The sequence below is a fragment of the Variovorax sp. GW822-FHT04A09 genome, from assembly GCF_058801005.1.
This window is the reverse complement of record NZ_JBXAMV010000008.1, coordinates 151,430-165,725: the sequence shown is the minus strand read 5'-3', so window position 1 is coordinate 165,725 and position 14,296 is coordinate 151,430. Positions and strand designations below refer to the sequence as shown.

The following is a 14,296-nucleotide window of genomic DNA, read 5'->3' as shown; positions in this document are numbered from 1 at the left end:
TGGCGCCATGAACGTGGTTTTCGATCTTGGCGCCGTGCTGTTCGCCTGGGAGCCGGCACGGCTGGTCCAGGCCCATCTCCCCTCTCACGCCCCCACTGACGCCGCCGCCGCGGCCCTGGGCCGGGCCCTTTTCCATCACGACGACTGGACCGGCTTCGACTGCGGCACCCGCACGCTGGACGATGCCATCGCCCGCATGTCGGCACGGCTGGCGCTGCCCGCCGAGTCGCTGCACGCCATGCTCGACGGGCTCGGGGAGCGGCTGGCGCCGATCGACGTCACGGTCGCGATGCTCGAAGAGCTGCTCGTGCAGCGCGACGCCGGCGAGCCGCTGCGGCTGTACTACCTGTCGAACATGCCCGTGCCGTTCGCCCGCGCCCTCGAGCGCCGGCACGCCTTCATGCGGCGCTTCGACGGCGGTGTGTTCTCGGGCGACGTGAAGTTCCTCAAGCCCGAGCGCGAGATTTACGAGCTGCTGGCCATGCGCCACGGCCTCGACCCCGAGCAGACGGTGTTCATCGACGACTCGGCCGCCAACGTCGAGATGGCCCGCGCCTTCGGCTGGCACGCCATCCACTGCACCGCGCCCGACAAGCTGCCGGCGCAACTGCAGCGCTACCTGCCGGTGAGCACCACCTTGTCGGTGTCGAACCCCAGGCTGCGGGCGTAGTCCAGCTCGGCCTGCAGCGCGTCGTCCTCCAGGCGCGGCGCGCGCGACAGCACCCAAAGGTACTCACGGTCGGGCGTACCGACCAGCGCCACCTGGTAGTCGCGGTCGAGCTTCAGGATCCAGTAGTCGCCCCACACCAGCGGCAGCCAGCCCATCCAGGCGGGGGCGAAGCGCACCTGCAGCCGTCCCGCGCCGGGCTGGCCGGCCACGGGCACCACGCGCGCGCTGCCGAAGGCCTCGTCGAAGTTGCCATCGTCGCGCACGCAGCGGTTGCGCACCTGCACGGTGCCGTCGGGCTGCGGCGTGTACTCGGCGCTCACCGGGCCGGCGCATTGTTTCTGGAACCGGTTGGGCAGCCGCGCCTGCTCGTGCCAGACACCGGCGTAGCGGTGCAGGTCGACCGGCGCCACCACCTGCAGCGGCGCGCGCATCAGCGGGGCGCCATCGGCCGGGCCGGCGGGCCGGGCACGGGCCGTGCGTGCGGCGCCCAGCGCGTACCAGGTGGCCACGCCGCCCACGACGAAGGCGGTGGCCATGGTGCCGATCGCGTGGCTGGTGCGGCGGTCGTCGAAGGCGCGACCGGCGGCGGTCGCGGGGCGTGGGGGGCGAGGGGTCATGAGGGCTCCTGGGGAAAGTCGTTCTCGGCGTGGATGCCGCGTCCCGTTGAGGGTGCCCCCGGCCGCGGCCGGCTGCCGTCAGCCGGGGACCACAGCCCCTGTAGGGCAGGGCGGCCGACAACCCTTCGCGCTGCAGGCCGATGGAGCTTCGCGAAAACCCGTGCTACGGTTCGCATGAAAACATCGACCGCCGCGCAACTGCGTGCAGGACTTGTCACACCCCTCCCCGGATAATTGATTTCATGAACCAACTCGATGCACTCCGCCAGTGGACCACCGTGGTTGCCGACACCGGTGACTTCAAGCAGCTCAGCATTTCCAAGCCGCAGGACGCGACCACCAACCCGTCGCTGATCCTCAAGGCCGTGCAGAAGGCTGAGTACCGGCCGCTGCTCGATGAAACCGTGAAGGCCCATGCCGGCAAGCCGCTCGACGAGGTCATCGACCGCCTGCTGGTGCGCTTCGGCACCGAAATCCTCTCCATCATTCCGGGCCGCGTGTCCACCGAAGTCGACGCGCGCCTCTCGTTCGACACCGCCGCCACCGTGGCCCGCGGCGAGCGCATCGTGGCGCTGTACAAGGCCGAGGGCATCGACACCGAGAAGCGTCTGCTGATCAAGGTCGCCTCCACCTGGGAAGGCATCGAAGCTGCGCGCCTGCTCGAGCAGAAGGGCATCCGTACCAACCTCACGCTGCTGTTCTCGTTCGCGCAGGCCGTGGCCTGCGGCGCGGCCGGCGTGCAGCTCATCTCGCCCTTCGTGGGCCGCATCTACGACTGGTACAAGAAGTCGGCCGGTGCGAAGTGGGACGAAGCCGCCAGCGCGGGCGCCAACGACCCGGGCGTGAAGTCGGTGCGCGAAATCTTCAACTACTACAAGCAGCAGGGCATCAAGACCGAGGTCATGGGCGCGAGCTTCCGCAACGTGGGGCAGATCCAGGCGCTCGCCGGTTGCGACCTGCTGACCATCAGCCCCGAGCTGCTGGCCGAGCTGGCCGCGAGCAACGCGCCGCTCACGCACGCGCTCGACGCCAAGGCTGCCGCGAGTGGCACGGCCGAGAAGGTGCACTACGACGAAGCCGGCTTCCGCTTCGCGCTCAACGAAGACGCCATGGCCACCGAGAAGCTCGCCGAGGGCATCCGCGCCTTCGCGGCCGACGCCGTGAAGCTCGAAAAGCTCATGCAGGAAAGCGGCAAGTAAACATGACCATGACCCTGCGCTGTGACCGCGCGCCGGCCTGGGCGCAACTGCAGTCCAGCTTCGACACGGCCGGTCGCCAGTTCGATCTTCGCCATGCCTTCGTGGAGGACGCCGGGCGCTTCGCGCGCTTCAGCCAGGAGGCGCCGCACGTCTTCGCCGACCTGTCGAAGAACCTGATCGACGCGCGCACCGAGGCGCTGCTGTTCACGCTGGCGCGCGAATGCGGCCTCGAAGCCCACCGCGACGCCATGTTCGCGGGCGCGCACATCAACAACACCGAAGACCGCGCCGTGCTGCACACGCTGCTGCGCGCGCCGGCCGATGCGGCCGCCGGCCGCCAGACGGCCCACGAGTTGCGCGAGGTGCATGCCACGCTCGACGCCATGCTGGCCTACGCCGAGAAGGTGCGCAGCGACCACACGATCACCGACGTGGTCAACATCGGCATCGGCGGCTCCGACCTCGGCCCGCAGATGGCCGTGCTGGCGCTCGCGGAGTTCGTGGCGCCGGGCAAGCGCTTTCACTTCGTCTCGAACGTCGACGGCCACGAGCTGGCGGGCGTGCTCAAGGGCCTGGCGCCCGAGCACACGCTGTTCCTGGTCGCCTCCAAGACCTTCACCACGGCCGAGACGATGACCAACGCGCTCTCGGCCAAGCGCTGGTACGAACAGTCGGGTGGCACCGACATCGCCGGCCACTTCGCCGCGCTCACCACCAACGTCGAGGCCGCGAAGCAGTTCGGCATCGACACCACCTTCGGCTTCTGGGACTGGGTGGGCGGCCGCTACTCGCTGTGGTCGGCCATCGGCCTGCCGATCGCGCTGGCCATCGGTGCCGACGGCTTTCGCCGGCTGCTGGCGGGCGCGCATGCGATGGACGAGCACTTCCGCACCGCGCCGCTCGAGCAGAACCTGCCTGTGCGGCTGGGCCTGCTCGATGTCTGGTACCGCAACTTCCACCGCTTCACGAGCCGCAGCATCGCGCCGTACCACAGCGCCCTGAAGCGCGTGCCTGCCTACCTGCAGCAGCTCGAGATGGAGAGCAACGGCAAGCAGGTCGATGCGAGCGGCGCGCCGCTGGCCTTCGGCACCTCGCCCGTGCTCTGGGGCGAGCCCGGCACCAACGGGCAGCACGCCTACTTCCAGATGCTGCACCAGGGCACCGACGTGATCCCGCTCGAGTTCATGGCGGTGCGCGACGCCTCGCACGACCTCGACGGCCACCACCCCAAGCTGCTGGCCAACGCGCTCGCGCAGGCGCAGGCGCTGATGGTCGGCAAGCTCGACGAAGGCGGCCACAAGAACTTCCCGGGCAACCGGCCGAGCACCTTCTTCGTGTTCGAGAAGCTCACGCCCGAAGCGCTGGGCGCCTTCCTCGCGATGTACGAGCACCGCGTGTTCACCAGCGGCGCGCTGTGGGGCATCAACAGCTTCGACCAGTGGGGCGTGGAGCTCGGCAAGGTGCTGGCGCGCGACATCGAGCCGCGCCTGGCCTCGGGCGATGTCTCGGGGCTCGATGCCTCCACGGCCGGCCTGCTGCAGCGGCTGAGCACCTGACGGCGCACGTCACTGCAAGCCTCGCAAGCCTTGGCCAAAGGCTCTATCCACTAGGCCTTTAGGCCATTGGTTTGCAGGGTGGTGGCCGGTTTGGCCGAGTTTGTCGTTGCACAGTGCGCCGATATGATGGCCCCGGGGAAATTTCCCTGGGATTCATCAAGAGGAGCGAGTCAATGGACTTTCAAACAGCGGTCAAGACGTGCATCGCCAAGTACACCGATTTCACGGGTCGTGCGTCGCGTTCCGAGTTCTGGTGGTTTTTTCTGGCCCAGTTCGGCGTGCTCGTCGTGACGGGCCTGATCCATGAGTACGTGTACTTCATTGCAGCGCTGGCCCTGCTTCTGCCCGCCCTCGCGGTGGGCGTGCGCCGCCTGCACGACATCGGCAAGAGCGGCTGGTTCTTGCTGCTGTCGATCATCCCGCTGATCAATCTGGTGCTGATCTACTTCTTCGTTCAGCCGTCGCAGCCGGAGAGCAATGCTTACGGCGAACCGCCGAGCGCCTGATCTTTCTGCCAAGGGCCGCACACGCGGCCCTTTTCTTTTGGGCGTTAGCAAGCGGCTTAGGCCACCGCCGCCTCCACGGATGCAGGCGCTGGCGCACCGCTTGCCATCCGCACGCACAGGTCGAAAGCCTGCTGCAGCCCTTCGATCTGCGCCACGCCCTGGCCGGCGATGTCGAAGGCGCTGCCGCTGGCCGAGGTGGCCACGGGCACGGGCAGGCCGCCGTGCAGGGTCACGCCCTGTTCGAAGCCCATGAGCTTCATCGCGATCTGGCCCTGGTCGTGGTACATCGACACCACCGCGTCCACGTCGCCGCGCCGCGCGCCGATGAACACGGTGTCGGGCGAGAACGGGCCGCGCGCGTCGTGGCCTTCGGCGCGCAGCTGTTCGATGGCGGGCGCGATGATCTCGATCTCTTCCATGCCGATCGAGCCGCCGTCGCCCGCGTGCGGGTTGAGCCCGGTCACGGCGATGCGCGGTTGTGCCACGCCGGCGCGGCGCAGTGCCGACGCGATGATCTTCACGGCGTCGCGCACGCCTTCCACGGTGATGTGCCGCGCCACGTCCTTGAGCGGAATGTGCGAGGTCACGCGCGAGGTCCACAGCGATCCGGTGAGGTTGAACTCGCAGACGAAGCCCGTGACCGCGAAGCGCTCCTGCATGTAGCGCAGCTCGTCCTCGTGCACGAGGCCGCCCAGGCGCAGCGAATGCTTGTTGAGCGGCGCGAAGAGGATCGCGTCGGCCTGGCCGTTTCGCACGGCCTGCGTGGCCAGCTCCAGTGCTTCGAACGACGCCCGGCCCGAGCGCCCGTTCGACTCGCCGAGCACCGGTTCCTCGCCCGCCATCCAGTCGCGCACGAGGAGGCTCAGCCGGCCGTCCTCGAAGCGCAGGCTGTCGAGGGTGTTCACCTGCAGCGGGGCCAGCTTCGCGCCCGCCACGCGCTCGCCCGCGGCCAGCACGACGGGGTCGGCGATCAGCAGCACGCGCGCGGCTTCGAGGTTGCGCTGGCGCGCGAGCAGCTTCACGGCCATCTCGGGGCCGACGCCGCTGGGGTCGCCGAGCAGCACGGCGATGCGGGGCTTAGCGGAGGTCACGCGTGGGGTTGTCGATGGGGTAGACATGGTCGGCAGTGGATGTGGGAAAAGAGAAGGAAGAGACGGCCTCACTCGGCCTTGATGCGCGCGTCGCGCACGAGCCGGCCGTAGTGGTCGAACTCCTGCCGGTTCATCGCCGCGAAGGGTTCGCCGGTCAGCGTGCCGGGCTCGCCGCCCAGGGCCTTGATGCGCGACTGCACGTCCGCCAGGCCCATCGTGCGCGTGAGTTCGGCGCTCAGCCGCTCGACCGCCGGGCGCGGCGTGCCGGCCGTCACGTACAGGCCGTACCAGGTCGACACGTCGGCGCCCTTGACGCCCTGCTCGGCGAGCGTCGGCACGTCGGGCAGCTCGGGCGAGCGCTGCGGCGCGCTCACGGCCAGCGCGCGGAACTTGCCGGCGCGGATCTGGCCCATGGCCGACGAGGTGCTGTCGAACATCATCTCGACCTCGCCCGAGATGATGTCGATGTGCGCTTGCGAGCTGCCCTTGTAGGGCACGTGGATCGAGGTCATGCCCGTGGCCAGGTTGAAGGCTTCGCCGCCGACGTGCTGCGTGCTGCCGATGCCCGACGAGGCGTACTTGAAGCCGCCGGGCTTCGCGGCCATCGCGGCCAGCAGGTCCTTCACCGACTTGTAGGGCGAGCTGGCCGACACCACCAGCACGTTGGGCATCACGGCCACGAGGCCGATGGGTTGCAGGTCTTTCAGCGGGTCGTACTTGAGCTTGAGGATGTGCGGCGCCACGGCCTGCGCCGTGTTGGTGGCCAGCAGCAGCGTGGCGCCGTCGGCCGGCGCGCGGGCCGTGAGTTCGCCGGCGATGGTGTTCGATGCGCCGGGGCGGTTCTCCACCGTCACGGGCTGCTTGAGCACGGGCGCGAACTTGTCGGCCAGCACGCGCGCGAGGATGTCGGTGCCGCCGCCGGGCGAGGCGCCGACCAGGATGCGCAGCGGCTTGTCGGGGTAGGCCGGCTGCGCACCCGCGCTCAGGCAGGCGGCCAGCGCCAGGAGTGCCGCCAGGCCGGCACCGCGGGCCAGGGGAAAGAGGGTCATCGCGTCGTCTCCTGCTTGTTGTAGGCCCGAGCCTACGGAGCTTCTGTCGCGCGATCCAATCGAAAAAGGCCGAAGCTCCATATACTTTTGTGCATGAAACCCGGCCTCACCGACGCCTCGCTGATGCTGCATGTGAGGCCGCGCCAGCTGCTCCTGCTGGCCCGGCTCGACGCGCACCGCCACCTCGGCCGCGCGGCCGAGGCCATGAACATCAGCCAGCCCGCGGCCACCAAGCTGCTGCAGCAGCTGGAAGAGTCGCTGGGCGAACAGCTCTTCGAGCGCCTGGCGCGCGGCATGGCCCCCACGCCCTACGGCGAGATCCTGATCCGCTACGCCCGCCGCGTGCTCAGCGACTTCGGCACCGCCCGCGAGGAAATGCTCGCGCTGCGTTCCGGCCTGAGCGGTGCGCTGCGCGTGGGCAGCGTGCCGGGTGCGGTGCCCGAGCTGCTGGCGCCGGCGCTGGTCGCCTACCACCTGCGCCATCCGCAGGTGGCCGTGTCGGTGGTGGTCGAGACCAGCGACCTGATGCAGGCGCAGCTGGAGCAGGGCGACGTCGACCTCGTGCTGGGCCGCCTCACCGACGGCCACGACGAGGCCAAGTACGCGAGCGTGCCGCTGCTGGGCGAGTCGCAGGTGGTCGTGGTGCGCGCCGCGCACCCGGTGTTCGAGCGCGCGGCCACGGTCACGCTCGCCGAGATGGCGACCTGGTCATGGGTGCTGCAGCCGCCGGGCTCGCCGCAGCGCGGGCGCTTCGAGGCGGCGATGCGCGAGGCCGGCATCCAGGCGCGGCTGGACATCATCGAAACGGCATCGCCCATCGCGATCACGGCGCTGCTGGAGAACTCCGACATGGCCGCCGTCATGCCGGCCTCGCAGGCCAACCATTACGGCCGGCTGGGCGTGCTGCGCACCGTGCCGGTCGAGCTGCCGGTGCGCGTGCCACCGATCTGCCTCATCACCCGCGAAGACCGCCCGCTGTCGCCGGCGGCGGCGCAGTTCCGGCGCCAGCTGCTGGGGGGCATGCGTGACGGGCGAGAACTTCGGTCGGACGCTTTTCCATCCTGAATTGCGTTAACTAGGGATTTCACTAGCCAACTGGTGCAAGAGAGTACTGGTTGGGCTGCTCGAAATACCAAAATCGCAAGCGCGTTTCTCCAGAATCCGGGCACGGCGACCACGATACCGAGGCGTCGCTCACCCAAGGAGACACCATGAAGCGCTTTCTGAAAGCGGGCCTCGCCCTCGCACTCATCGGCACGGGCCTTGTGTCCCACGCCGCCACCGAACTCGTGATCGCGACCGTCAACAACGGCCACATGATCGAGATGCAGAAGCTCACGCCCTTCTTCGAAAAGGCCAACCCCGACATCAAGCTCAAGTGGGTCACGCTCGAGGAAGGCACGCTGCGCCAGCGCGTGACCACCGACATCGCCACCAAGGGCGGCCAGTTCGACGTGATGACCATCGGCCTGTACGAAGCGCCGATCTGGTCGAAGAAGGGCTGGCTGCAGCCCATCGCCACCGACGCCGCCTACGACGCCGACGACCTGCTGCCCGCCATCCGCGCCGGCCTGTCGCACGAAGGCAAGCTGTACGCCGCGCCCTTCTACGGCGAGAGCTCGATGCTCATGTACCGCAAGGACCTGGCCGACAAGGTCGGCTTCAAGATGCCCGAGCAGCCCACCTGGGCACAGGTGAAGGAGCTGGCAGGCAAGATCCACGACCCCAAGGGTGGCTTGTACGGCATGTGCCTGCGCGGCAAGCCGGGCTGGGGCGACAACATGGCCTTCCTGACCACGCTGGTCAACACGAACGGCGGCCAGTGGTTCGACATGCAGTGGAAGCCGCAGATCGACACCAAGCCCTGGAAGGACGCGATCGGCTTCTACGTCGACCTGATGAAGGCCTACGGCCCGCCGGGCGCCTCGGCCAACAGTTTCAACGAGAACCTGGCGCTGTTCAACGAAGGCAAGTGCGGCATGTGGGTCGACGCGACCATCGCCGCCTCGTTCATCAGCGACCCCAAGCAGTCGAAGGTGGCCGACAAGGTGGCCTTCGCGCAAGCACCTGTCGCCGTGACGCCGAAGGGCGCGAACTGGCTGTGGACCTGGAACCTGGCCATTCCCGCCAGCTCGACCAAGGGCGCCGCCGCGCAGACCTTCGTGAAGTGGGCGACCTCCAAGGAGTACGTCAACCTCGTCGCCAAGGAACACGGCTGGGGCACGGTGCCCACCGGCACGCGCAAGTCGACCTACGCGAACCCCGAGTTCCAGAAGGTCGCCAAGTTCGCCGCCGCCGAGAAGAAGGCCATCGACAGCGCCAACCTCAGCGACAGCACCTTGCCGAAGTCGCCGTACGTCGGCGTGCAGTACGCGGCCATTCCCGAGTTCCAGGCCATCGGCGTGGCGGTGGGCCAGCAGATGAGCGCGGCGCTGTCGGGCAAGGTCACGGTCGATCAGGCGCTGAAGACCTCGCAGCTCGCGGCTGAGCGCGAAATGAAGAAGGCCGGCTACTACAAGTAAGCCACGCTTCTTCCCCTCTCCCCGCGGGGAGAGGGCCGCAGCCTGAGAGGAACAGACCATGAAAAGACTCCTGCCCCGCGCCCTCATGGCGCCCGCCGTGCTCACGCTCTTCCTGTGGATGATCGTGCCGCTGCTGATGACGTTGTACTTCTCGTTCGTGAACTACAACCTCATGCAGCCCGGCGAACGCACGTTCGCGGGCATCGAGAACTTTCACTACTTCGTCACCGACCCCGACTTCTGGCCGGCCACGTGGAACACGCTGCTGCTCATCGGCAGCGTCATCGTCATCACGGTGGTGTTCGGCGTGCTGCTCGCGCTCCTGGTGAACGAACCCTTCCCGGGCCGCGGCATCGTGCGCGTGCTGCTGATCTCGCCGTTCTTCGTCATGCCCGCAGTCAACGCACTGCTGTGGAAGCACATGATGATGAACCCCATCTACGGCATCCTGGCCGACGTGTGGCGCTTCTTCGGCGCGCAGCCGGTCGACTGGCTCACCGACGTGCCGCTGTTCTCCGTGATCATCATGGTGGCGTGGCAGTGGCTGCCTTTCGCCTGCCTGATCTTCATCACCTCGCTGCAGTCGCTCGACCGCGAGCAGATGGAAGCCGCGCGCATGGACGGCGCGAGCTCGTTCCAGCGCTTCTTCTATCTCACGATTCCGCACCTGGGCCGCCCGATGGCCGTGGTGATCATGATCGAGATGATCTTCCTGCTCAGCGTGTTCGCCGAGATCGCCATCACCACCAATGGCGGCCCGGGCAACGAGAGCACGAACATGACCTACATGATCTTCAAGCAGTCGCTCATGAACTTCGACGTGGGCGTGGCGTCGGCCGGTGCGCTGTTCGCAGTGGTGCTCGCGAACATCGTCGCGGTGTTCCTGATCCGCATCATCGGCAAGAACCTGGATTGAAGGAACGACCATGCAACCCAGCAACTTCCTTCCCCAGCTGCTGCGCACCGTCGGTGCGTGGGCCGTGGCGCTGCTTCTGTTCTTCCCGCTCGGCTGGCTGTTCCTCACGGCCTTCAAGACGGAGCTGCAGGCGATCCATGTGCCGCCTCTGTTCATCTTCGAGCCCACGCTCGACAACTTCGGCGAAGTGCAGCGCCGCAGCGACTACCTGCTGTACGCGCGCAACTCGCTCATCACCAGCCTGGGCTCGACGATCCTGGGCCTGCTGATCGCGGCGCCCGCCGCGTACTCGATGGCGTTCTTTCGCACGAAGAAGACGCGCGACATCCTCATGTGGATGCTCTCCACCAAGATGATGCCGGCCGTCGGTGCGCTGGTGCCGATCTACGTGCTCGCGCAGACCGCGGGCATGCTGGACTCGCTCACCGCGCTCACCATCGTGTTCACGCTGTCGAACCTGCCGATCATGGTGTGGATGCTCTACAGCGCCTACAAGGACATTCCGAACGAGATCCTCGAAGCCGCGCGCATGGACGGCGCGAGCCTGTGGACCGAGTTCCGCCATGTCGTGATGCCGCTGTCGGTCGGCGGGCTCGCATCGACCGGCCTCCTGTGCCTGGTGCTGAGCTGGAACGAGGCCTTCTGGGCGTTGAACCTCACCTCCGCCAAGGCCGGCACGCTGGCCACGCTCATCGCCTCGTACTCCAGCCCCGAGGGCCTGTTCTGGGCCAAGTTGTCGGCCGCGTCGCTGATGGCCATCGCGCCCATCGTCGTGTTCGGCTGGTTCAGCCAGAAGCAACTGGTGCAAGGCCTGACCTTCGGCGCCGTCAAGTAAAGAAAGGGAGACATCTCATGGCCTACCTCGAACTCAAGAACATCAAGAAGAGCTTTGGCGACGTCCACATCATCAAGGGCGTCGACCTGCAGATCCAGAAGGGCGAGTTCATCGTCTTCGTCGGGCCTTCGGGCTGCGGCAAGTCGACGCTGCTGCGCCTGATCGCGGGGCTCGAACCGATCACCAGCGGCAACCTGCTGCTCGACGGCAAGGACATCACCTGGACGCCCTCGGGCAAGCGCGACCTGGCGATGGTGTTCCAGAGCTACGCGCTGTACCCGCACATGAGCGTGTACGACAACATGTCCTTCGCGCTGAAGCTCGCGGGTGTGGCCAAGGACGAGATCAGGACCAAGGTCGAGTACGCGGCCAAGACGCTGAACCTCACGCAGTACCTGGACCGCACGCCGAAGGATCTGTCGGGCGGCCAGCGCCAGCGCGTGGCCATCGGCCGCGCGATCGTGCGCGCGCCCAAGGTGTTCCTGTTCGACGAGCCGCTGTCCAACCTCGATGCGGCGCTGCGCGGCAACACGCGCGTCGAGATCCACAAGCTGCACCGCGCGCTCGGCGCGACCACCATCTACGTCACGCACGACCAGGTCGAGGCCATGACGCTGGCCGACCGCGTGGTGGTGCTCAAGGACGGGCTTATCGAGCAGGTCGGCACGCCGCTGGAGCTATACGACCGCCCCGCCAACCAGTTCGTCGCGCAGTTCATCGGCATGCCGTCGATGAACATGGTGGCGGCGAGCGCGATCCCGAGCTTTTCCGCCGCGACCGGCGGGCGCCTGCCGAGCGACGGCTTCCTGGGCGTGCGCCCCGAAGGCCTGCGCGTGCATCCGAAGCAGGGCGCGGCCGCCGGCGTGCCGGGCCGCGTCGAGCTCATCGAGGCGCTGGGCGCCGACACGCTGATCCACGTGGACGTGGGCGGCGTGCCGCTCATCGCGCGCCAGAACGAACGCACGCCGCTGCAGGCCGGCGACGACGTGGCGGTCGAGCTCGACCCGTCCGTGCTGCACCTGTTCAGCCGCGAAGGCCGCGCCGTCGCCGCCTGATCCGACGCCCCCTCACTTTCAACGGACCTTCCCCGTGACCCTCGCAGCAGCGGGCCTCGTGCCCACCCCACCGGCGCCTTCGGAATTCACGGTGCTTCACCTCGGCCTCGGCTCGTTCCATCGCGCCCACCAGGCCGTCTACCTGCAGCGGCTGATCGATGCGGGCGACACCCGCTGGTCGCTGTCGGGCGCCAACATCCGGCCCGACATGGCCGAGGTCGTCGCGGCATTGCAGGCCCAGGGCGGGCGCTACACGCTCGAGACGGTGTCGCCCGCGGGCGAGTACCGTTACGAGCAGATCGAAGCCATCCGCGAGGTGCTGCCGTACGAGCCCTCGCTGGCCCCGGTGATCGCGCGCGGCGCGGCGCCGTCCACGCGCATCGTCTCCTTCACGGTGACCGAGGCGGGCTACTACCTCGACACCAAGGGCAAGCTCGACCTGTCGTTCGCCGACCTCGCGGCCGACATCGAACGCGCGCGGCGCGGCGAGGCCGGCGAGACGATCTACGGCGCGGTCTGCGCGATCCTGCGGGCACGACGCGCCGCGCAGGCGGGCCCCGTGACGCTGCTGAACTGCGACAACCTGCGCCACAACGGCGACCGCTTTCGCGCGGGCCTGCTCGAGTTCATCGCGCTGGTCGGCGACGCGCCGCTGCAGGCCTGGGTCGATGCCAACACCCGCTGCCCGAACGCCATGGTCGACCGCATCACGCCGCGCCCGCCGCCGGAGCTGCGCGCGCGCGTGCGCGCCGCCACGGGCCGCGACGACGGCGCGGCGGTCACGGGCGAGAGCTTCATCCAGTGGGTGATCGAAGACGACTTCATCGCCCGCCGGCCCGACTGGGGGCGCGTGGGCGTCGAACTCGTCGAATCGGTGCAACCGTATGAAGAGGCCAAGATTCGCATCCTCAACGCCACGCACAGCTGCATCGCCTGGGCCGGCACGCTGGCGGGGCTGGGCTTCATCCACGAAGGCACGCACGACGCGGCCATTCGCCGCATGGCCTTCGACTACGTGACCGACGACGTCATCCCGTGCCTGAGCCCGAGCCCGATCAATCTCGCGACCTACCGCGACGTGGTGCTCGACCGCTTCGGCAACCCCGCGATCCGCGACACCAACCAGCGCGTGGCGGCCGACGGCTTCTCGAAGATCCCGGGCTTCATCGCGCCGACCGTGCGCGAGCGGCTCGCGGCCGGGCAGGGCATCGACAGCGTGGCGATGCTGCCCGCGCTGTTCCTCGCGTTCCTGCAGCGCTGGCACCGGGGCACGCTGCCCTATGCCTACCAGGACCAGAGCATGGACGACGCCGCCGCGCACGCCATCTGCGACGCGGCCGACCCCGTGGCGGCACTGTGCGCCGATGCCGGACTGTGGGGCAGCCTCGCGGGCGATGCGCGGCTGGTCGATGCGGTGCGCCGTGCCGGCGAGCGCGTGGCGCGCTTCATCGAAGAGAAGGCCGCGCCATGAGCGGCCGCCTGCAGGACCGCCATGTGCTGCTGACCGGTGCCGGCGGCGGCATCGGCCTGGCCGTCGCCGAGGCCTGCATCGCCGAGGGCGCGCGCTGCAGCGTGATCGACCGCGCGACTGCCGCGCCCGAGGCCGTGCGCGCGCTGCAGCAAGCCCACCCCGACACGCTCGCCTACATCGCGGCCGACGTGACCGACACGCGGGCCATCGCGCACATGCTGGCCGAGGCACAGGTCGCCTTCGGCCCCATCCACACGCTGTTCAACAACGCCGCCGTGTTCGACCTCGCGCCGCTGCTCGACAGCGACGAAGCCTCGTTCGACAAGCTCTTTGCCGTCAACGTGAAGGGCATGTTCTTCGTGATGCAGGCCGTGCTGCGCCACATGGTCGAGGCCGGCACGCCGGGCGCGTCGGTCATCAACATGGCTTCGCAGGCCGGGCGCCGCGGCGAGGCGCTGGTGTCGCACTACTGCGCGACCAAGGCGGCCGTCATCAGCTACACGCAGAGCGCCGCGCTGGCCATGGCGCCGCACGGCATCCGCGTCAACGGCATCGCCCCCGGTGTGGTCGACACGCCGATGTGGGACCATGTCGACAGCCTGTTCGCCAAGGCCGAAGGGCTGGCGCCGGGAGAGAAGAAGCGGCGCGTCGGCCTCGCGGTGCCGCTCGGGCGCATGGGCGTGCCGGGCGACATTGCAGGGGCGGCGGTGTTTCTCGCCAGCGACGAGGCGCGCTACATCACGGCGCAGACCCTCAATGTCGACGGCGGCAATGTCATGAGCTGAACCCACCTTCCTTCCGCATTTCTG

At 68.5% G+C, this 14,296-nt stretch carries 14 protein-coding genes; 11 read left to right on the top strand and 3 right to left on the bottom strand.

All coding sequences use genetic code 11. The features are described from left to right. Positions 1-7 precede the first annotated feature (7 nt). Positions 8-670, top strand: a complete 663-nt coding sequence (locus AC1RLW_RS29615; protein WP_070059991.1) for an HAD family hydrolase — start codon at positions 8-10, stop codon at positions 668-670. On the opposite strand, the gene AC1RLW_RS29610 is transcribed toward AC1RLW_RS29615, so the two are convergent. After that, positions 616-1,287, bottom strand: a complete 672-nt coding sequence (locus tag AC1RLW_RS29610) for a lipocalin family protein (RefSeq protein ID WP_493196052.1) — start codon at positions 1,285-1,287, stop codon at positions 616-618. The two genes, AC1RLW_RS29615 and AC1RLW_RS29610, sit on opposite strands and share 55 nt — an antisense overlap. A gap of 242 nt (positions 1,288-1,529) precedes the next feature. Between AC1RLW_RS29610 and tal the strand changes: the two genes are divergently transcribed. The 3 genes from tal (at position 1,530) to AC1RLW_RS29595 (ending at position 4,548) form a co-directional block, all read left to right on the top strand. Next, positions 1,530-2,486 carry a transaldolase gene (gene tal, locus AC1RLW_RS29605; protein ID WP_493196051.1) on the top strand — a complete coding sequence of 319 codons (957 nt, stop codon included), beginning with the start codon at positions 1,530-1,532 and terminating at the stop codon, positions 2,484-2,486. Between the two features lie 2 nt (positions 2,487-2,488). Next, positions 2,489-4,042, top strand: a complete 1,554-nt coding sequence (gene pgi, locus AC1RLW_RS29600; protein WP_493196050.1) for a glucose-6-phosphate isomerase — start codon at positions 2,489-2,491, stop codon at positions 4,040-4,042. A 173-nt stretch (positions 4,043-4,215) separates the two neighbouring features. Further along, positions 4,216-4,548 carry a DUF805 domain-containing protein gene (locus AC1RLW_RS29595; RefSeq protein ID WP_062472662.1) on the top strand — a complete coding sequence of 111 codons (333 nt, stop codon included), beginning with the start codon at positions 4,216-4,218 and terminating at the stop codon, positions 4,546-4,548. 56 nt (positions 4,549-4,604) lie between these two features. On the opposite strand, the gene AC1RLW_RS29590 is transcribed toward AC1RLW_RS29595, so the two are convergent. Further along, complete coding sequence (locus AC1RLW_RS29590; protein ID WP_493196049.1) at positions 4,605-5,666, bottom strand: 4-hydroxythreonine-4-phosphate dehydrogenase PdxA; 1,062 nt, start codon at positions 5,664-5,666, stop codon at positions 4,605-4,607. A 41-nt stretch (positions 5,667-5,707) separates the two neighbouring features. Beyond that, the gene (locus AC1RLW_RS29585) at positions 5,708-6,688 is read right to left on the bottom strand and encodes a Bug family tripartite tricarboxylate transporter substrate binding protein (protein ID WP_492743940.1); all 981 of its coding nucleotides are present in this window, start codon (positions 6,686-6,688) and stop codon (positions 5,708-5,710) included. 93 nt (positions 6,689-6,781) lie between these two features. On the opposite strand from AC1RLW_RS29585, the gene AC1RLW_RS29580 reads away from it, so the two are divergent. The 7 genes from AC1RLW_RS29580 (at position 6,782) to AC1RLW_RS29550 (ending at position 14,272) form a co-directional block, all read left to right on the top strand. Then, positions 6,782-7,753: a LysR family transcriptional regulator gene (locus AC1RLW_RS29580; RefSeq protein WP_493196048.1), complete on the top strand. Its 972-nt coding sequence runs from the start codon at positions 6,782-6,784 to the stop codon at positions 7,751-7,753. Positions 7,754-7,899: 146 nt separating this feature from the next. Beyond that, positions 7,900-9,210 carry an ABC transporter substrate-binding protein gene (locus AC1RLW_RS29575; RefSeq protein WP_062472668.1) on the top strand — a complete coding sequence of 437 codons (1,311 nt, stop codon included), beginning with the start codon at positions 7,900-7,902 and terminating at the stop codon, positions 9,208-9,210. 58 nt (positions 9,211-9,268) lie between these two features. Beyond that, positions 9,269-10,126 (top strand): carbohydrate ABC transporter permease, encoded by an 858-nt coding sequence (locus AC1RLW_RS29570; RefSeq protein ID WP_070059984.1) that lies wholly within the window; start codon positions 9,269-9,271, stop codon positions 10,124-10,126. Between the two features lie 10 nt (positions 10,127-10,136). Next, a complete protein-coding gene (locus AC1RLW_RS29565; protein WP_013539656.1) occupies positions 10,137-10,961 on the top strand; it encodes a carbohydrate ABC transporter permease in 825 nt (274 codons plus the stop codon). Between the two features lie 17 nt (positions 10,962-10,978). After that, positions 10,979-12,016, top strand: a complete 1,038-nt coding sequence (locus AC1RLW_RS29560) for an ABC transporter ATP-binding protein (RefSeq protein WP_493196047.1) — start codon at positions 10,979-10,981, stop codon at positions 12,014-12,016. Positions 12,017-12,107: 91 nt separating this feature from the next. Then, positions 12,108-13,487 (top strand): D-arabinitol 4-dehydrogenase, encoded by a 1,380-nt coding sequence (gene dalD / locus AC1RLW_RS29555; protein WP_493196134.1) that lies wholly within the window; start codon positions 12,108-12,110, stop codon positions 13,485-13,487. Next, on the top strand, positions 13,484-14,272 hold the full coding sequence (locus tag AC1RLW_RS29550; protein ID WP_493196046.1) for an L-iditol 2-dehydrogenase: 789 nt from the start codon (positions 13,484-13,486) through the stop codon (positions 14,270-14,272). The genes dalD and AC1RLW_RS29550 overlap by 4 nt, the downstream gene beginning before the upstream one ends. Positions 14,273-14,296: the final 24 nt, after the last annotated feature.